Here is an 18,961-nt window from a genome sequence, read left to right on the forward strand (position 1 = left end):
AACCCTCCTGCCCTTTAGCCAGTGTCTTGATCACCGTGACTCGCCCTATCCGCTCCCAGTACGAAGACTTTATGCGCCATGTCTATGAGCATGGTGTGGCCAAGGGGGACCGCACGGGTACCGGCACGCGCAGCGTGTTCGGGCATCAAATGCGCTTTGACCTGAATGAAGGCTTCCCCTTGGTGACCACCAAAAAGGTGTTCCTCAAGGCCATCATCGTGGAGCTGCTGTGGTTCTTGCGCGGCGACAGCAATGTGAAGTGGCTGCAAGAGCGTGGCTGCACCATCTGGGACGAGTGGGCGCGTGAAGACGGCGACCTGGGGCCGGTGTATGGCGTGCAATGGCGTAACTGGCCGACGCCCGACGGTGGCCACATCGACCAAATCAGCGAGGTGGTCCAGCAGCTCAAGACCAACCCCGATTCGCGCCGCATCATCGTGAGCGCCTGGAACGTGGCTGATCTGAGCAAGATGGCACTGATGCCCTGCCATGCCTTCTTCCAGTTCTATGTGGCGCCTGCCACCGAGCCGGGCGGGCGTGGGCGCTTGAGCTGCCAGCTCTATCAGCGCAGCGCCGACATCTTCTTGGGCGTGCCCTTCAATATCGCCAGCTACGCGCTGCTGACGCATATGCTGGCCCAGCAATGCGACCTGGATGTGGGCGACTTCATCTGGACCGGTGGCGACTGCCACCTCTATACCAACCACTTCGAGCAGGTGGAGACCCAACTGGCGCGCGCCCCTCTGCCCTACCCTGTGCTGAACATCAAGCGCAAGCCCGCCTCGATCTTCGACTACGAGTTCGAGGACTTTGAGGTGCTGGAGTATCAACACCACCCGGCGATCAAGGCGCCGGTCGCGGTCTGAGGAGACAGACCGCCACGCAAAAAGGGGCCGAGGCCCCTTTTGCTTTTTTGAGCCCCAGAAGGGTGCTCAGAAGCCGTACTTCAAACCGAGCGCCAACACGGAAACGTCGGACGCTACACGCTGATACTCACCGCGAACAGAAAGCTGCTTCGTGAGCGCGTAGTCCGCACCCAAGCCATAGATCAAGCCGCTGTCAGTGCCGGAACCTCTATAGCTGGTGGGCGCCGATCCAGCCGTCACGGCGTAGGATTCCTTCACTTGGAGGGTGCCGTATCCCAGACGACCGAAAACACTGAACTGATCGGTCAAGGGCAGTGTGCCGATCGCCGACAAATCAATGGAGCGAAAGCGGTAGGACTCCGTCCACTTGTTGGCGCCTTCGGTGTAGCTCTTGGTGTCGGACCCGATGAAGCGGTAGCCCAGCTCAGCGGCCCAATTCTTGTTGAATTGGTAGCCCCCTGCCAAGGAGAACCCTTGATCAGACCCACCGCCTGAGTAGCGCGTCTTGGCGACATCACCCGCCACATAGAAGTCACCCGCTTGCGCAGCGCCACAAGCACCCATCACCAACGCGGCCAGAGCCAACACTTTTTTCATCACAACACCTTCAAAGTTAACACGCCATCCGTCGGCGCTGTCGGCATTGTCTGCAAGGCATCTCAAGACTATCTCTTGGAAGACTCAAGACTTCTTCAAGACAACGTCCTCAGGCGCCCGCCTTGACGGGCCAGAGATGAGAGAAGGCGGCTGAACGTGCTGCAGCAGCGGGACCTCTGCGCGGAGCACTCGCCAATCCGTGAGAAGCGCTCGGTGGGCTTTGGAGAAATGCGTGGGGGCAACGGTGAGTTGGTACTGATGAGGGCCACGGCTGACAAAGGACGCCACCGGAACATCGGTGAGCACATCGAGCAGAGACACACCATCAGCGAGGGCAATGAGAATGATGGCTCGACGCCATTCCAGACGCCCGGTCCTCTCTTCGCGCAACAGCAGCGCAGGTTGATCCGAAGCGCTGCTTTCACGGTGAGAGACGACCACATAGGTGCGCCCATCCAGCAGCAGCAGCGGCGAGCTGGGCAGGGCCTCAGGCCCGCGGCCGACATGCCCCACCAGCAGCCCAAGGGATAGGCTGGCGGCGACCCAAGCCAGGCCCCATCTCGACCGCCACATCCGCCACACCTTGAATGCCCCAACCCGTTCTCGCCAACTCACCGCAATGCCTCAGTCCATGCCTCTGCGGCCAAGGTGCACCCTGGCCTGCATGGCGAATGTGGCGCATGACGCCACGCTTGAGCTCAATGGAAGCTAAAGCCCGGCTAAAGATTTGAAACAGGGCGTCGATCATTTAGACCTGACAATTCAAGGCAAATCATGAAGTTACTGCTGATTGAAGACGACCTCGACATCGGTGCCGGCATTCAGCGCGCCTTGCAACAGCACGACCTGACTGTGGTGTGGGTTCGTACCCTAGCCAGTGCGATGACGTTCAAGACCTCGAAGGACTTCGACTTGGCTGTGCTCGACTTGGGGTTGCCTGACGGCGATGGCCTGACCTGGCTGACCATGCTGCGCGCCCAAGAGGGGCTGCAGCCGGTGATGATTTTGTCGGCGCGTGACAGCCTGCGAGACCGGCTTGACGGCCTTAAGCAGGGCGCCGATGACTTTCTGGTCAAGCCGTTTGAGTTGGAAGAGTTGATCGCCCGATTGCAGGCCATGATCCGTCGCCTGAAAGGCTTCACCCAGTCTGGCTTGCGGGGCTGCGGTTTGGAGATCGACCACCAAGCGCATCTTGTCTACCTGGACGGGCAAGTCATCCACCTCTCTCGCACCGAGTTTCAGATCACACAACTTCTGCTCCAACGCATTGGGCGCGTGGTGCCGCGCAACACCATCGAGGAGCTCGCACTCAGCAACGAAACGGCCAGCTCGCTCGACATGCACATGTCCAATTTGCGCAAGAAGTTGGGCCGCCAACAGATTCGCACAGTCAGAGGGATTGGCTTTGTCATCGATAGAAGCGACAGTCTTGCGACATAAGCCCTGCGCTCGCGGGGCAATCTGTGAGCGGCGACCTTCAACTGGTCCGCGCTGAGGCATTCAGCGACAATCTGGCTGATGCACGACTCCCTTCCCCGCCTTGTGTTGATTGCGGCCATGGCCCATGACCGCGTCATCGGCCGTGACAACCAACTCGCCTGGCACCTGCCTGAAGACATGGCGCATTTCCGGCGCAGCACCCAGGGGTATCCGGTGCTGATGGGCCGCAAGACTTGGGAGTCCCTGCCCGAGCGGTTTCGCCCCCTGCCCGGCCGCCGTAATGTGGTGCTGACCCGCCAAGCAGGCTATGACGCACCAGGTGCCGAGGTGGTGCACACCTTGGCCGAGGCCTTGGCGCGCTTCACGCCCAGTGATACGGTTTTTGTCATCGGTGGGGCGCAGATCTACGCTGAGGCGCTGCCCCATGCGCAGCGCTTGCTGCTGACCGAGCTGGACGTCGCCGTCCCAGGCGATGCGCAGTTTCCGGCCTGGCCTGCAGCAGACTTCAGGGAGGTCAGCCGCGAAACCCACCACGCTGCGGCACCCAACGACTTCGACTTCGCTTTCGTGTGTTACGAGCGCATGCCACCGCAGCCTTGAAAAGAAAGCTCTCATGCAACTGGCCACTTGGAATGTGAACTCGCTGGGCGTGCGCCTGCCCCAATTGCTGGACTGGCTGGCGGCCCATCCGGTCGATGCCATCGTGCTGCAAGAGACCAAGCTGACAGACGACAAGTTTCCGCATGCCGAGTTGCTGGCCGCCGGCTATCACGCACAGTGGTTTGGTCAAAAGACCTACAACGGCGTCGCCCTGCTCAGCCGCACGCCGGCCACGGATGTGCTGCGCAATCTGCCCGGCTTGGCGGATGAACAAGCGCGCGTGATCACAGGCACGGTGGCCGGTGTTCGCGTCATTGGCGCCTACTTCCCGAATGGTCAAGCGCCTGACAGCGACAAGTTCGTCTACAAAATGGCGTGGCTGGACGCCCTGCAAAAACATGTGGCCGACGAATTGAGCCGCCACCCCCACGTGGTGCTGATGGGCGACTTCAACATCGCACCAGAAGACCGCGATGTCTACGACCCCGTGGCCTGGGCGGGGCAGATCCACTGCACGCCGCAAGAGCGAGCCCACTTCCAAGCCCTGCTGGACCAAGGCATGGTGGACGCCTTCCGTTTGTTTGAGCAAGCGCCGAAGAGTTGGAGTTGGTGGGACTATCGCAACCTCGCCTTCCGCAAGAACCAAGGGCTGCGCATTGACCACATCCTCGTCAGCGAGGCTTTGCGCGGCCAGGTCCAGGCCTGCGCCATCGACAAGCTCCCCCGCAAGAACGAACGACCGAGTGACCACGCTCCCGTGGTGCTGTCACTGAACTTGGTGTGATGTCCCATGAAACAAGCACTGCTTTCCTTGCTGGGCGTTGCCCTGGCACTTTCAGGCGCACAAGCCACAGCCCAGGCCAATTCCAACGCGACTGAGACGCGCCCCAAGACTTGCTTGGTCTTGTCTGGCGGTGGCGCACGAGGCTTCACCCATGTCGGGGTGATCAAGGTGTTGGAGCGTTTGCGCGTGCCCATTGATTGCGTGGTCGGCACCAGCATGGGCTCCATCGTCGGTGGGCTGTACGCCTCAGGCATGAGCGGTGCGGAGATCGAGGCTGCGTTCCTCAAGACAGATTGGTCCGCTTTGGGCAATGAAAAGGTCGACCGCAGCCGCTTGGGCGTCACGCGGCGGGCTGATGACTACACCTACCCCTTGGGCTTGGAGATGGGGGTGGCCGCAGACGGCGTGTCTCTGCCCAGTGGCGTGGTCAGTGGCGGCAAGTTCGAGCAGCTCTTGCAAACCCTCACGGCACATGTGCCCGAGTCGATTCACTTCGATGTGCTGCCGCTGCCCTTCCGCACCGTGGCCACCGATTTGGAATCCGGCCAGGAAGTGGTGATCCAAGAGGGCAATCTGTACGAGGCGATTCGGGCCTCCATGTCGGTGCCGGGCCTGTTCTCTCCCATTGAGCTGAATGGCCGCTTGATGGCCGACGGTGGCTTGGTGAAGAACTTGCCGGTCGACGTCGCACGCAAGATGGGCGCGCAGCGCGTGATCGCGGTCAACATCGGCACGCCGCTGACGCCGCGCAGTGAGTTGCGCAGCTTGCTGAGCGTCTCGCAGCAGATGATCAACATCTTGACGGAGCAAAACGTCACGGCCCAAAAAGCCTTGCTTGGGCCTCAAGATGTGCTGGTCTCTCCAGACCTAGCAGGGTTCAGCTTTCTGGACTTTGCCCGCGCCACCGAGTTGGTGCGCATCGGCGAAGACGCCACCAAGCCTTTGGAAGCCAAGATCGCCGCATTGGGCCTGCCCCCCGCGCAGTACGCGGAGTGGCGGCGCTCGCAAGCGAGTCTGGCCCGCGAGCCCGCGCCAGCAGAGTTCGTGACCGTCTCCGGCTTGTCGGTGGTGCCCGCCAAGGCAGTGCTTGAAGCCGCCGGTCTGAAGGTGGGTGAGAGTGCCAAGCCGGAGGACATCCAAGCCGCCATCGGCCGGGTTCAGGAGATGGGGGACTTCGAGCGCGTGTCCGTGCGCAATGTTCGCCAAGGTGACGACTTTGGCCTGTTGATCGATGCCAAAGAGAAGTTCTGGGGGCCCAACTACTTGCGCCTGGGGCTGGATGCCTCTATCGATTTGGCCGGGGAAGGCTCGGTCAGTTTCCGGTTGGGTCACCTCAGAACCTGGCTCAATGAGGCCGGCGGGCAATGGCGTAATCGCCTGGACTTGGGCCGCATCAATGGCCTCAGCACCGAGTTGCACCAGCCCATGTGGCTCAATTCACCTCTCTTTGCCTCGGCTGGTGCGGGTGTGTTGAGCTACAAAAAGTCGCTCTACCTCAACGGCAAAGCCGTGCTGACCGGCGACCTCAAAGAGCACCGAGCGGTGTTGGAGCTGGGGGCGGAGCTGTCCAAGCAGTCTGAGCTGCGCTTGGGCGCATCACGCAAGGTGTTCCGGGCGACCACCAGCCTGAATATCGCCGATCCATTGGAAGGCATCCTCGTCAAAGATCTGACGCTGGGCTTCACCGAGAACGAGGTGTACGCGCGCTTTTTGTCTGACTCTCTGGACAATGCCTTTTTGCCCAGCAGCGGCCAGCGCTTGATGGTGCAACTGGGCCGAAGCCAGACCGATCGTGACCCAGCAGACAGCAAGATTGAACTGCGCTGGACAGGCGCCTACACCTTCAACAACCACACCTTGTGGCCGGCCCTTCGCTTGGCGAAGGCTCGCTCCTCCGAGGGCGATGGCGCCAGCCCGTTTGAGATGGGCGGCTTCTTGGAGCTCTCGGGGCTGCCCAATGGGGCCCTGACGGGCTCGCGCCTCGGGCTGCTGCGCTTGGCTTATCTCAATCGCGTCAGCACACTTGACCTGTTCGGTCGGCGCTTGCTGCTGGGTGGCTCGCTGGAAGTGGGCAACACCTGGGAGACGCGGCCTGCCAACGGATACGCCAAAGATCTGCTGACCGCTGGCTCTTTGTTTGCCGCCGCTGAAACTCCCCTGGGGCCGCTGTTCATGGGGCTCGGGCGCACCGCGGGCCGGAGCACCACGGTGTACCTGTTCCTGGGCCAGCCCTGAGGCGCCGGCCCAGCCCTCGCCCGCTCAAACGTCTAGGCCCAGTTCCTGGATCTTGCGGGTGATGGTGTTGCGGCCTATGCCCAGCTTTTGGGCGGCTTCAATGCGGCGCCCACGCGTCATGGCCACGGCTGTCTCAATGAGCCGTGCCTCAAATTGACGGGTCAGCACGTCCCACACATCGTCTCGCCCTTCTGCCAACAGCCGACGGGCTTCGGACTCCAAGTCCTTGATCCAGGTCGGATCACCCTCCGCCCCCGGTGCCACAGCCAGCGCAGAGGGTGTGCGCGCCGCGGGGGCTGCGAGAAGCGTTTCAGAGGCTGAGGCTGCGCCTGCTGGCGCGGGCGCCTCATGGCGAGCTAAAGAGGCATCACCTTCGAGCATGTCAGGCGGCAGGTCTTTGGCTTCGATCACTTGGGCCGGCGCCATCACGGTCAGCCAATGACAGAGGTTTTCCAACTGCCGGACGTTGCCCGGGAACTCAAAGCCCATCAGGCGCTCCAGCGCCTCATCGGTGATCCGCTTGGGCTCCACGCCCAACTCTTTGGCACTCTTGCCCAGGAAGAAGCGCGTCAGCGGCGCGATGTCCTCACGACGCTCGCGCAGCGGTGGCAGGCGCAGCCGGATCACGTTGAGGCGGTGGAACAAGTCCTCCCGAAACACGCCCTGGCGCACCCGCTCTTCCAGGTGCTGATGGGTGGCGGCGATCACCCGCACATTCGCTTTGAGCGGCTGGTGGCCGCCCACGCGATAGAACTGGCCATCCGACAGCACACGCAGCAAGCGCGTCTGTAAATCAAAGGGCATGTCGCCGATTTCGTCCAAGAACAGCGTGCCACCATCGGCTTGCTCGAAGCGGCCGCGCCGCATGGTCTGCGCCCCGGTAAAGGCGCCGCGTTCATGCCCGAACAGCTCAGACTCCAACAGGTCTTTGGGAATGGCCGCGGTGTTGATCGCAATGAAGGGGCCGTTGCTGCCCGCATCGCCGCGCGGGCTGTGGCGGTGCAAGGCGCGCGCCACCAACTCCTTGCCCGAGCCGGACTCACCAGTGATCAACACCGTGACATTGCTTTGGCTCAGGCGCCCAATGGCCCGAAAGACGTCCTGCATGGCGGGCGCTTGACCCAGCATTTCAGGAGCCTCGGACTTGCGCTCGTCGCTCACCTGCTCGCGCAGACTTTCGTCCACGGCGCGCTGAATCAGTTCGACGGCCTTGGGCAAGTCAAAGGGCTTGGGCAGGTATTCAAAGGCGCCGCCCTGGAAGGCCGAAACGGCGCTGTCGAGGTCGGAGTAGGCCGTCATCACGATGACGGGCAAGCCGGGCAACTTGGCCTTGACCTGAGCCAGCAGGTCCAGGCCCGAGCCACCGGGCATGCGGATGTCGCTGACCAGCACTTGAGGCTCGTCGTTGGCCAAGGCGGCCAGCACATCGCGCGGGTTGGAGAAGCTGCGCACCGGCAGCTGTTCGCGGGCCAGTGCTTTTTCAAGCACGAAGCGAATGGATTGGTCGTCGTCAACGATCCAGATGGGTTTCATGCCGGGCCACTTCGCTTTCAAGGCAGAGGAATCACGATTTTGAAATCCGTCCGGCCCGGCTCGCTGCTGCATTCAATCGTGCCCTGGTGTTGCTGCACGAAAGTCTGCGCCAGCGTCAGCCCCAAGCCTGAGCCACCTTCACGCCCTGAGACCAGGGGATAGAAGATGCGTTCTCTCAGGGCCTCGGGGATGCCCGGTCCGTTATCCTGGATATGCAATTCCAATGCCAGGCGATAGCGCTGCTTGCCCAATGTGACTTGGCGTGCGGCGCGCGTGCGCAACACGATCTGCCCGTCGCCCTGCACAATCCGCTCGCTCAGGGCTTGGCAGGCGTTGTGAACGATGTTGAGCACGGCTTGAATCAGCTGTTCTCTGTCGCCGCGAAACTCGGGCAGCGAGGTGTCGTAGTCGCGCACCACGCTGAGCCCCTTGGGATGCTCGGCCAGCACCAAAGAACGCACACGTTCGCAAACTTCGTGGATGTTGACGTCACTCACCACATGGGGTTTGCGGTGCGGCGCCAGCAGCCGGTCGACCAAGGTCTGCAGCCGATCCGCCTCGTGGATGATGACCTCGGTGTATTCGGTCAGCTCGGGCGAGGGCAACTCCATGGCCAACAACTGTGCGGCACCACGGATACCTCCCAAGGGATTCTTGATCTCATGCGCCAGGTTGCGGATCAGCTCTTTGGTGACTTGCGCTTGGCCCATCACGCGCTCTTCGCGCTCTTGCCGCGCCTGCTGCTCAATCTCCAGCATCTCCACCAACAAACCTCGGTAGGGATGCTCGGTTTGGCTGACGATCACATGCACATGCAGCGATTCGGCTCCGCCAACGCCAGTGCGGCGCAACTCTGCCTCGAAGCGCCGAGTCGCAAACTCATTGCGCTCGACCGCACCTAAGGCCTCTTGCAGCGCCAGCGGCTCTTTGAACCAGTCGCTCAGCGGGCAATGCGCAAGCATGCGACGCGACAGCCCGATGACGGATTCCAAGACCGCATTGACGAAGACGCAGCAGCCTTGCTCATCGACCACCGCCACCATGGTGGCGAGTTGGTCTAAGGTGGCCCATTGGGACTGGGCCTGGCGATCGTTGGGCGCGAGGCTCACTGACCGAGCTTGCCCATCTCGCGCCGTATGGCGGCCAGATCGGCTTCTTTGCGTTGAATCGCCGCCTTCATCTCGGCCACCCGATCAGCGTACTTTTGCGAGTTGCGCTCTTCACCCTTGCGCTCGGGCTCGCCGTTGTTGTACTCGCGGCGCAGCGCTTCAAGCTTTTCTTCTTCTTTGCGCAGCTCTGCTTCGAGGATGCGGCGGGCGTCGGTGTCGCGGGCCTTTTGCTCGGAAGAATCAATGCGACTGTCCGCCGGCCGCGGCGCGGACGACGGTGCTGCGGTGCCGGTGGAGGCCGGACGCGGCTTGGGCGCAGGCACCGAGGTGGGCTGTTGCGCCTCTCGCGCTTTGCAGCCCTTGGTCTCCGCCTCTTTGGCCGAAATGGTGTTGGTGAAGATATTGCCCGGGCAGACGTAATAGACCGAGCCCGTCTGGGCCCCTGCGCCAGCGGCCATGGCAGACATGGTCAGCGCTGCAGCAGCACGTCGGCGCCAGCGTGTGGCGTCAGTGGAAAAGTCAAAAGGCGTCATGTCGGCTATTGTGGCGAATCTTGACGCTCAACGGCGAAAAGGACTTGCGGGCATACGGCATGCGGTGAATGTGTCACGAGACACCCCCAAAGCGGGGCGAAAAAAAGGGACGGCAAGCCGTCCCTTTTTTCTGGCGGGTAATTCCTGAGAATTACAGCGCGTAGTACATGTCGAATTCCACCGGATGGGTGGCCATGCGGAAGCGGGTGACTTCTTGCATCTTCAGGTCGATGTAGGCATCGATGTAGGCATCGGTGAACACACCACCCTTGGTCAAGAAGGCACGATCCTTGTCCAGGTACTCCAGCGCCTGATCCAGGCTGTGGCAGACGGTCGGGATCTTTGCGTCTTCTTCTGGGGGCAGATGGTAGAGATCCTTGGTGGCGGCTTCGCCCGGATGGATCTTGTTCTCCACGCCGTCCAGACCGGCCATCAACAAGGCTGCGAAAGCCAAGTAGGGGTTGGCCGAAGGATCGGGGAAGCGAGCCTCAATGCGGCGACCCTTGGGGTTGGCAACATAGGGGATACGGATCGAAGCCGAGCGGTTCTTGGCCGAGTAAGCCAGCTTCACCGGCGCTTCGAAGCCGGGCACCAAGCGCTTGTAGCTGTTGGTGCCAGGGTTGGTGATGGCGTTCAGCGCGCGAGCGTGCTTGATGATGCCGCCGATGTAGTACAGGGCGAAATCAGACAGGCCGGCATAGCCGTCGCCGGCGAACAGGTTCTTGCCGTCCTTCCAGACCGACTGGTGCACGTGCATGCCGGAGCCGTTGTCGCCCACGATGGGCTTGGGCATGAAGGTCGCGGTCTTGCCGTAGGCGTGAGCGACGTTCACGATGATGTACTTTTGCAGCTGAACCCAGTCCGCGCGCTCCACCAGCGAGCTGAACTTGGTGCCGATTTCCATCTGGCCGGCATTCGCCACTTCGTGGTGATGCACTTCGACGGGAATGCCGCACTGCTCCAGCAACAGGCACATTTCAGAGCGCATGTCTTGCGCGCTATCGACCGGGGGCACAGGGAAGTAGCCACCCTTCACGGTAGGACGGTAGCCGGTGTTGCCGTGCTCGTATTCCTTGCCGGTGTTCCAAGCGGCTTCTTCAGATTCGATCTTGAAGAAGGACCCGGACATGTCGTTGGCCCAACGGACGCTGTCGAACACGAAGAACTCGGGTTCCGGGCCGAAGTAGGCCGTGTCGCCCAGGCCAGAGGCCTTCATGTAGGCTTCAGCGCGCTTGGCCAAGGAGCGAGGGTCGCGCTCGTAGGGCTTGCCATCAGCCGGATCGATGACGTCGCAAGTCAGGATCAGGGTGGGCTCTTCGAAGAAGGGGTCGATGTTGGCCGTGTTCGGGTCAGGCATCAACTGCATGTCCGAAGCTTCGATGCCCTTCCAGCCGGCGATCGACGAACCGTCGAACGCATGGCCCGAAGTGAACTTGTCTTCATCAAAGTGGGAAACCGGCACGGTGACGTGCTGTTCCTTGCCACGGGTATCAGTGAAGCGGAAGTCAACGAACTTGATTTCGTTGTCTTTCACCATCTTCATCACGTCGGCGACGGTCTTGGCCATCAAAAGGCTCCTGCGGATCAGTTATGAGAGGGGCTTGCGGCTTGGAGCTCTGCGTGCCAGAGGGCCGGTGAAGACCCCGAGACAGTTCAAACTCAGCGGGCGGAATGTAGCAGAAAGCGTGCCCACTTTTGGTGACCACGCTCAAGGACGGCGCCACTCGCCCAGCCACCCCTGAATGCCCTCGTGAATCCCCGCGCGGTCAGTGTGGCACGGCGCGGGCGAGGCCGCCCGCTCGAGAGTCGCCTCGGCCCACAATGTTCATTTTTGGTGCATTTGCACCATCGCGGTGCGAATGGAGTCGCACCTATTCGGTGCTGAATTGCAAACCGGGCACGGCACGTAGGCCTTGCTGCAAAAACTCGAAGGCCACAGCCACCTGCTCGGGGGCCCCCTTGACGCCCAATTCGATGTGCTTGCCACGCTGAGGATGGTCAACGCTGGGCAGACTGAAGATGCGCACGCCCTCAAACTGCTGCTCGACTTGCAGCATCAGCGGCGTGAGCTGCGCCTCGAGGCCGCCGAACACATAGACCGCCTTCTCGACATGAGGCTCAGGCTGGAGGTGCGGATAGTGGGTGTCCAGCACCCACTCCACCATCGGGTGGGCCATGACCGGGAAGCCCGGCACAAAGTGCACATCACCCACACTGAAGCCGGGAATGCGGTTGTAGGGGTTGGGGATGATCTGGGCGCCTTGCGGGAAGACGCCCATATTGAGCCGGTGAATGTTGTCGGGGTGCTCAGGCTCCCAGGGCACTCCTTTCTCCGCAGCCATCTCCTGCATGCGCAGCTCGATCAAGCGTTTGGCCTCAGGGTGCAGGGCCAGCGGGCGCTCCAAGGCGGCGGCTGCACATTGGCGGGTGTGGTCGTCTGGTGTGGCGCCAATGCCACCACAGCTGAAAACCACATCGCCACTGGCAAAGGCCCGCTTCAGGCTGGCGGTGATGCGTGAGCGGTCGTCCCCAATCACCTCGCACCAGGCCAAGCTGTGGCCGCGAGCGGCCAAGATCTCAATGGTGCGGGTCAGGTGCTTGTCTTGGCGACGACCCGAGAGGATCTCATCGCCCACCACAATCAATCCAAACGCCATGCTCAAACTCCGGTGATGGCAGAGGCCGCGGGGTCTGGCGGCAAGGCCGCTGGGGTGCTGCTGGTGGGTGCTGTGCCGGGCATGGGCACGACCTCCACCACACTGGCACGCCGATGCTGGCCCAGAGCCGCCAAGGCATAGTGGGCGAACCACAGTGCTGAAAACATAAACACCACGGTGTAGAGCCACACCGAGACGGCCAGGAGCAGCGGGGCGAACACCAGGGTCATCGCCCCAAAAGCCCAGATGACGGACGGTGCGGCCCCAAGGAAGCCAGTGGTAATGCCAATCACCATCAAGGGCCAGGCATGGGCCTTGAGCACTGCCCGCCGCTCCTCCTGGGTGGCGTGGTCTGCCAGCACATCAAAGGCCATGACTTTGGCCGTTAACCAACCCCAGATCAGCGGCGGCAGCACAAAGACCACACCCGGGATCAGCCACAGCGGCATGGTCAGCAGCAACGCCACGCAGGCCGCCAGGGTATAGCCCAAAGACCAGGCCACACTGCGCCAAGCGGCCGCACCGTGGCGCCGCTCTAGCTCGGCAAAGCGACGCTCTGCGACCAAGCTCACAATCGACGGCGTGGCCAGCAAGGCCACCAGCAGCAGGCTCAATACGATGACCACAGGCACCGCAAAGGCGACGACCACCAGGGGGGCGAGAACGGTGCGGAATGAAGAGCCGATCATCCCGTCTATCCATTGCAGCATGGCTTCGACCAGCGACCAGCTCTCCAGCGTCGAGCGCACCGCCGTGACCGCATCTGTCCAAAAGAAGTAACCCATCACCAGGGTCAAGCTGCCGGCGATCAGCAAGGGCATCAGGCTCAGCCCGATGATGCGCGGCATGAACAAGTAGGCCAGCGCACGCCAGAAGGAATCAAGCATCATTCTCATGGCGTGAGCATACGCGACTCAGCGCAGGCGACTGACCGCCGGCCTAGGGAGGGTGACTCAGGCCCGCCCAAAGAGGCGCAAAAGGCCCAGCCTTTGTTGCGCCCAGAACCCCTCACCATAATCGCGGCCCCCATGCTCGGGCAGTTGATCGCGAATGCCCGTCGGGCCTGTCGGGACATCAAAGCGAGCCGTGCCGAAGAGCATGTCCCACACTGGAAACAGCACCGCAAAGTTGTGGCCACCTAAAGTGCCCTGCCCGCCTGATTCATGGCCAATGCCAATGCCATGGTGCACGCGGTGAAACTTGGGGCCGACCAACAAACGCTGGCCGACACGGCCGAAGGACAGTCGGACATTGGCGTGAGAGAGGCTCTCCAGCATCCGGCCCACCACCACCAAGGCCATGAACTGTTCGGGTGCCACGCCAATAGCGCGCGCGACCAGGGCCAAGATCAAATCCCGCACCAAATCATCCAGCAAGTGGTTGCGGTTATCGGTCCACATGGTCATGTGACGCTGGCTGTGGTGCAGCGCGTGCAATGCCCACCACGCATCAAAGTGGTGCTGGCCGCGGTGCAGCCAGTAGTCGATCAGGTCGAAGACGATGAGGTAGGCCAAGAAGCCCACCAAGGCCGTGTCCGTCACCCCCGGCCACCAGGGCGCAATGGCTTGGTCCAGGTGCCAGCCGTCCACGCCGTGAACCGCCAGCCAACCGAACAAAGCGTTCCACAAGGGCTCAATGGCAAAGAACACCGCCACGCGAAAAACGCCCAAGCGATGGATCAAGGTGTAGATCACATCCGCGCGGATGGCTCGCTTGCGCTCGGGCGTTGGGCTCACGGCTTCTGCCGGGCGCCAGCGCTGCAGCGGGGCGATCAGCAGCAGCATGATCACGATCTGCAAAATGCCCGCGAGCAACCAACCTGTGCCGTTGTAGGCATCAGCGATGACCGATGCGGCACCGACGTGGAACAAAAGCGGTTGAATGGCGGACTCAAACAGCCATTGCTGCGCGTCGCCAAACCAATTCAAAAAGGTCTCCAACATGGGGCAAAAAGGCCTCAGCGCGAGGCGTTGATCATCGTTGCGTAAGCAGGGTGCTGCGCCAGGGTGGCAAAGCACAGGCCGCGGGCCTTCAGGCCCACGATCAAGGGCTCCAGCACGGCGGGCGCCCAGGGGTCCTGCCGCGACCAAATACCCAGATGGGCCATCAAGATGTCGCCGGCACGGACATCACGCAAGGCTTGCTTCAAGAGCTGCGCGTTGCTGTATTTCTGGCTGGGCAACTCATCGCCCAAAAAACCGGCGGGCGCCCAGCCCACATGCGCCCAGCCACAAGCCTTGGCGGCGGCCAGCAGCTGCGGCGATGTTTTGCCGCCCGGCGCGCGGAACACCGGTGACATGGAGGCCCCCGTCATGGCCTTGAAGCGGTCTGCGCTTTGCTGCAGGGCGGCGCAATACTGGGCCGCTGTCCAGGTGAAGGTCTTGCCAGCATCTGGCCCTGCGGAGGGGCGAATCTTGAAACGACCCTCGGGCAAGTCCGCCACCCAGTAGGAGTGGTCAAAGGTGTGGCTGCCAAAGACATGGCCTTCCTGCGCCCTAGCCTTCCACCAAGGCGCCCACTGCGCATCCAGGCTGCTGCCTTCGGTTTGGGTGCGCTCGTTGGCAAGGAAGAAGGTGGCCTTGACCTGATGGCGCGCCAGCACGTCGGCGATCAGGGGTGCCACACCCATGTGGCCGGTATCGAACGTCAGGTAGACCGGTTGCTCGCACCGCGCCTGGGCTGCAGCGACAGCCCACACACTGCCGAGCAACAGCCCGGCCAAGGCCTGGCGCTTACTGACGAGGCGCATGGTCCAGTGTCCAGACCCCGTGCGGTGAGCGCCCGACGTTGATCTGGCGAATCACCTTCTTGGTCTCGATATCGATGTAGGTCAGCTTGCGAGCCCACCGCGAGGACAGCAACAAGGTTTTGCCATCGGCCAGCAGATCCATGCAGTCAGGGCCGCCAGGGCCAGGCAGCTCTGAGACGACCGTCATGGTCTGCGTATCGATCAGGCTGATGGTGTTGGCCACGCGATTGCTGACGAACAGATGGCGCTTATCACCCTTGGCCCGAAAGGCGTGAGCGCCCTCACCGGTTTGGATGCGCTTGACCAGCTTGCCAGGGCCGCTGGAGACGTCATAGACCTCGACGAACTTGTCACCGGTCAGGCCGACAAACACAAATTTGTCGTCAGCGGTCAGGTAGACGTCGGCCGGCATTTTGCCGGTCGGCACACGCCAACGCACGCTCTGCGTGGCAATGTCAATCGCCACCAGCTCGTTGCTGTCCTGCATGGAGGCGTAAATGATGCTGCTCTTGCTGTCGATCCACTGGTGGCTGGGCGTCTTGCCGGTCGGAATGCGCTTGACCAGCTTCAATGGCTCAGCCGCGTTTTCGGGCTGCCAGCGGTAGATGTCAACGTGGTTCAGACGGTTGGCCAGGGTGACAAACCACTTCATGTCCGGAGAGAAGCGCAATTGATACGGGTCGACAATGCCCGTGACCGTGCGCTGAACTTCAGCGGTGACCGGGTCAATAAAGGTCAGCGTGTCCCCCACCGCGTTGGCGACCAACAGAGACTTTTCGTCCGGTGTCAGGTAGAGGTGATGAGGCTCTTTGCCCACGGGAATGCGCTTGCGCTCGGTGAAGGTCACCGGGTCAATCACGCTGACGTTGGCGTCCAGCGAATTCAGCACAAAAATGGGCCGGGCGCCCTTGGCGGGCGTCTGAGCCGACACCCCACCGGGCAGATGCAGCAGGCCGGCACACAGCCCGGCCAGCGCGACACCTCGGCCCAAAGAAATGCGAAGCGGCCGAGTCAAAAATGGAATATTCACAGGAGGCACTACGGTGGACAGATTGACCCTCCAGTGTAGGCGCTCAAAGGATCAACCCCGCTGAAGCCAAGCTGAGCGTAGGTTGATCCAGGACAAAACAACTCAGTCGTCGTCCCCGCCCAACACCGACCCCAGCAGGCCACCGGTGGCAAAGCCGCCGAGCATGGAGCCCTCTTCACGCGAGCCGCCCATCTGCGGGGCTGCAGCGAACACGCGGCTGGCCAGTCGAGAGAACGGCAAGCTCTGCAGCCACACAGTGCCTGGGCCCGTGAGCTTGGCGAAGAACAAACCTTCGCCACCAAACAGCGCCGTCTTGATCTTGCCGACGTATTGGATTTCGAAGTTGACGTTGGGGGTGAACGCCACCACGCAGCCGGTGTCCACCAGCAGCGTTTCGCCGGGCTTGAGTTCGCGGCGCATCACCGTGCCGCCGGCATGCACAAAGGCCAAGCCGTCGCCTTCGAGCTTCTGCATGATGAAGCCCTCACCGCCGAAGAAACCCACCGACAGCTTTTGCTGGAAGTAGATCCCCAAAGAGACGCCGCGCGCAGCGCACAAGAACGCGTCCTTCTGGCAGATGAGCATGCCGCCCATCTTGCTCAGCTCCATCGGAATGATCTTGCCAGGGTAAGGCGCAGCAAAAGCCACTTTTTGCTTGCCTGACCCGTTGTTGGTGTAGACCGTGGTGAACAGCGATTCACCAGTGATCAAGCGCTTGCCGGCCCCCAACAGCTTGCCGAAGAAGCCCCCGCTTTGTTGGGCCCCGTCACCGAACACCGTGTCCATGCCAATGCCGGACTCCATGTACATCAGGCTCCCTGCCTCGCCCACCGCAGCTTCGCCGGGGTCCAACTCGACCTCGACAAACTGCATCTCCGAGCCTTTGATCTCGTAGTCCACTACATCCATGGCCATGACTTATCTCCACAAAAGTGAGCCAATTTCAAACGGTCGCCATGGTACCCATTTCGGGCAGGCGCAGAGAGTCGCGCCATGCAAATTCGGCGCGCGCGAGGGCCCATTCGATCAGCGCGTCAGCAGGCCGCCAAAGCAGGTCTGCAGCAGCATGTCGATGATGCGCTCGTCGCTGTAATTGCCGCTGGCCTTGAGAACGCCCAGCACCGGGTCGCAGGCCCGGGCATACAGGGTGTAGAGCACCAACTCTGCGGGCACGGTTTTATCCAGTGCGCCGTCAGCCTGAGCCTGAACAATCCACTCACCCAGTTGGTCGCTGACCTCCATCAAGCGCGCCAAATAGAGTTTGTTGGAGGCGAGAGAGGCGCGCAGCGACGAGTTTTGCGCGGGCAAAGACGGCATTTCGCCAGCCAATTGAACTTCCATGGTCCAGCGCGCCACGGCTTGCAGATGCTGCAGCGGCGTGGCCTCGGCCAGCTGCTTGCGCGTCGCCAGGAACTCGCTGGCTTTGTCCAACACCCGGACCATGGCGGCCGCGGCCAACTCTTCTTTGGAGGCGAAGTGCTTATAGAGGCTGGCTTTAGCGATGCCGACCTCCGCCGCCACTTCGTCCACTGTCATCAGGTCGAAGCCCTTCTCCGCCAATAAGCGATTGACGGTCGACACGATGGCGTCCTCACGGACACGCAACACCTGCTCACGAAACGATACCTTGGCCATTCCGCCATTGTAGCCGCGCTAGGCCTCTGCGCATACGAAATGGTCACAAACAAACCTTTTGGTCTTTTTTGTACTTTGCAGTTGCTTTTTTGAACTGATGAGTTCACACTTGATACCGAGCAGTGCACGGCTCAGCAAGATTTCCCCCAAAACCTCATTCAAGGCCTCCTTCAAAGGCCCTCACAGGAGTAAGAGATGACCTCATGGATCAAACGGCTGACTGCGATCGTGATCGCGTCCAGCGTCACCTTTCTGACGGCTTGCGGCGGAGGCGATGACGCCGCTGACGTGGTGACCCTCGCGCGCTCCAACCCGGACCTCAGCGTCTTGGCCGAAGCCATTGACGCGGCCGGCTTGGCCCCCACCCTGCAAGGCGCAGGCCCCTTCACCGTGTTCGCCCCCACCAATCAAGCCTTCACCAATGTTTTGGCAGAGCTGAAGCTGACCAAAGAGCAACTCTTCGCCGACAAGCCTTTGTTGACGGCCGTGCTGACCTACCACGTGGTCAGCGGTGAGATCCCGTCGTCTGCGGTGCCCCTGGGCCGCCCCATCACCACCTTGCAAAAGGGTTACTTCAAGGCTGAAGCGTCAGGCAGCACCCTGCAATTGACCGATGGCCGCAACCGCCTGAGCAAGGTCACCACCGCCAACGTCGACGCCAGCAACGGCGTGATCCACGTGGTCGACAAGGTGCTGCTGCCCGCGGACAAGACCGTGGTCGGTACAGCCGTCGCGCTGAGCACCTCGGCCACCCCTGAGTTCACTTTGCTGGTCGAAGCCTTGACGGCCGCTGACCTGGTCACCACGCTGAGCGGCCCCGGCCCCTTCACCGTGTTCGCACCGACCGATGCCGCATTCGTGGCGCTGTTGGCTGAACTTGGCATCACCAAGGAAGCATTGTTTGCCGACAAGCCCTTGCTGACGAGCGTGTTGACCTATCACGTCGTGCCTGGCCTGGTGCTCAAGGCACAAGTGCCGGTGGGTAGCCCCATCGCCACGGTGGAAGGCGACACCTTCACGGTGAACGCCAGCCTGGCCATCACGGACCAGCGCGCTCGCAGCGCTAAGATCACTGGCACCGATGTGCTGGCCAGCAATGGCGTGATCCACGTGATCGACAAGGTGATCTTGCCCGCTCCTTGAGCGCTCTGAGAGTTCCGATCCGTCAGCAAAAAGGGCCGCCCTAATGGGGG

Annotated in this window: 19 protein-coding genes; 6 read left to right on the forward strand and 13 right to left on the reverse strand. The window is 61.8% G+C overall.

Annotated features, from left to right (window positions below; genetic code table 11):
* The first annotated feature begins 35 nt into the window (after positions 1-35).
* Positions 36-866, forward strand: a complete 831-nt coding sequence (locus KAK11_RS06880; protein WP_310737760.1) for a thymidylate synthase — start codon at positions 36-38, stop codon at positions 864-866.
* Positions 867-932: 66 nt separating this feature from the next.
* On the opposite strand, the gene KAK11_RS06885 is transcribed toward KAK11_RS06880, so the two are convergent.
* A complete protein-coding gene (locus tag KAK11_RS06885) occupies positions 933-1,463 on the reverse strand; it encodes a porin family protein (protein ID WP_210807567.1) in 531 nt (176 codons plus the stop codon).
* 84 nt (positions 1,464-1,547) lie between these two features.
* Positions 1,548-2,036, reverse strand: coding sequence for a hypothetical protein (locus KAK11_RS06890; protein WP_210807569.1), 489 nt, complete (start codon positions 2,034-2,036; stop codon positions 1,548-1,550).
* Positions 2,037-2,237: 201 nt separating this feature from the next.
* On the opposite strand from KAK11_RS06890, the gene KAK11_RS06895 reads away from it, so the two are divergent.
* The 4 genes from KAK11_RS06895 to KAK11_RS06910 all read left to right on the forward strand — a co-directional run bounded on the left by KAK11_RS06895 (position 2,238) and on the right by KAK11_RS06910 (position 6,522).
* Entirely contained in the window at positions 2,238-2,903 is a 666-nt protein-coding gene (locus tag KAK11_RS06895; RefSeq protein ID WP_210807571.1) for a response regulator, read from the forward strand.
* Positions 2,904-2,981: 78 nt separating this feature from the next.
* Entirely contained in the window at positions 2,982-3,503 is a 522-nt protein-coding gene (locus KAK11_RS06900) for a dihydrofolate reductase (RefSeq protein ID WP_210807572.1), read from the forward strand.
* Positions 3,504-3,516: 13 nt separating this feature from the next.
* Complete coding sequence (xth, locus tag KAK11_RS06905; protein WP_210807574.1) at positions 3,517-4,287, forward strand: exodeoxyribonuclease III; 771 nt, start codon at positions 3,517-3,519, stop codon at positions 4,285-4,287.
* A 6-nt stretch (positions 4,288-4,293) separates the two neighbouring features.
* Positions 4,294-6,522, forward strand: a complete 2,229-nt coding sequence (locus KAK11_RS06910) for a patatin-like phospholipase family protein (protein WP_210807576.1) — start codon at positions 4,294-4,296, stop codon at positions 6,520-6,522.
* Positions 6,523-6,546: 24 nt separating this feature from the next.
* On the opposite strand, the gene ntrC is transcribed toward KAK11_RS06910, so the two are convergent.
* The 11 genes from ntrC to KAK11_RS06965 form a co-directional block, all read right to left on the reverse strand.
* Entirely contained in the window at positions 6,547-8,055 is a 1,509-nt protein-coding gene (gene ntrC, locus KAK11_RS06915; protein ID WP_210807578.1) for a nitrogen regulation protein NR(I), read from the reverse strand.
* A gap of 17 nt (positions 8,056-8,072) precedes the next feature.
* A complete protein-coding gene (glnL, locus tag KAK11_RS06920; protein WP_310737761.1) occupies positions 8,073-9,164 on the reverse strand; it encodes a nitrogen regulation protein NR(II) in 1,092 nt (363 codons plus the stop codon).
* A complete protein-coding gene (locus tag KAK11_RS06925; protein WP_246498505.1) occupies positions 9,161-9,697 on the reverse strand; it encodes a hypothetical protein in 537 nt (178 codons plus the stop codon). The genes glnL and KAK11_RS06925 overlap by 4 nt, the downstream gene beginning before the upstream one ends.
* Positions 9,698-9,848: 151 nt before the next feature.
* Positions 9,849-11,264 carry a type I glutamate--ammonia ligase gene (gene glnA, locus KAK11_RS06930; protein WP_210807580.1) on the reverse strand — a complete coding sequence of 472 codons (1,416 nt, stop codon included), beginning with the start codon at positions 11,262-11,264 and terminating at the stop codon, positions 9,849-9,851.
* A 304-nt stretch (positions 11,265-11,568) separates the two neighbouring features.
* A complete protein-coding gene (locus KAK11_RS06935) occupies positions 11,569-12,360 on the reverse strand; it encodes a competence/damage-inducible protein A (RefSeq protein ID WP_210807582.1) in 792 nt (263 codons plus the stop codon).
* Positions 12,357-13,250 carry an EI24 domain-containing protein gene (locus KAK11_RS06940; RefSeq protein ID WP_246498507.1) on the reverse strand — a complete coding sequence of 298 codons (894 nt, stop codon included), beginning with the start codon at positions 13,248-13,250 and terminating at the stop codon, positions 12,357-12,359. The genes KAK11_RS06935 and KAK11_RS06940 overlap by 4 nt, the downstream gene beginning before the upstream one ends.
* Positions 13,251-13,307: 57 nt before the next feature.
* On the reverse strand, positions 13,308-14,294 hold the full coding sequence (locus KAK11_RS06945) for a sterol desaturase family protein (RefSeq protein ID WP_375140673.1): 987 nt from the start codon (positions 14,292-14,294) through the stop codon (positions 13,308-13,310).
* 17 nt (positions 14,295-14,311) lie between these two features.
* Positions 14,312-15,103, reverse strand: coding sequence for a polysaccharide deacetylase family protein (locus tag KAK11_RS06950; RefSeq protein WP_210807586.1), 792 nt, complete (start codon positions 15,101-15,103; stop codon positions 14,312-14,314).
* On the reverse strand, positions 15,087-16,067 hold the full coding sequence (locus KAK11_RS06955) for a YncE family protein (protein WP_375140674.1): 981 nt from the start codon (positions 16,065-16,067) through the stop codon (positions 15,087-15,089). Before KAK11_RS06955 ends, KAK11_RS06950 begins: the two co-directional genes overlap by 17 nt.
* A 168-nt stretch (positions 16,068-16,235) precedes the next feature.
* Positions 16,236-17,048: a TIGR00266 family protein gene (locus KAK11_RS06960; RefSeq protein ID WP_210807588.1), complete on the reverse strand. Its 813-nt coding sequence runs from the start codon at positions 17,046-17,048 to the stop codon at positions 16,236-16,238.
* A 111-nt stretch (positions 17,049-17,159) separates the two neighbouring features.
* Entirely contained in the window at positions 17,160-17,768 is a 609-nt protein-coding gene (locus KAK11_RS06965) for a TetR/AcrR family transcriptional regulator (RefSeq protein ID WP_210807590.1), read from the reverse strand.
* Positions 17,769-17,963: 195 nt separating this feature from the next.
* Here KAK11_RS06965 and KAK11_RS06970 point away from each other — a divergent pair, with 195 nt between their 5' ends.
* Positions 17,964-18,911: a fasciclin domain-containing protein gene (locus KAK11_RS06970; protein ID WP_210807592.1), complete on the forward strand. Its 948-nt coding sequence runs from the start codon at positions 17,964-17,966 to the stop codon at positions 18,909-18,911.
* The last annotated feature ends 50 nt before the right edge of the window (positions 18,912-18,961 follow it).

The organism is Ideonella paludis (assembly GCF_018069865.1).
Classification (GTDB): domain Bacteria; phylum Pseudomonadota; class Gammaproteobacteria; order Burkholderiales; family Burkholderiaceae_C; genus Ideonella; species Ideonella paludis.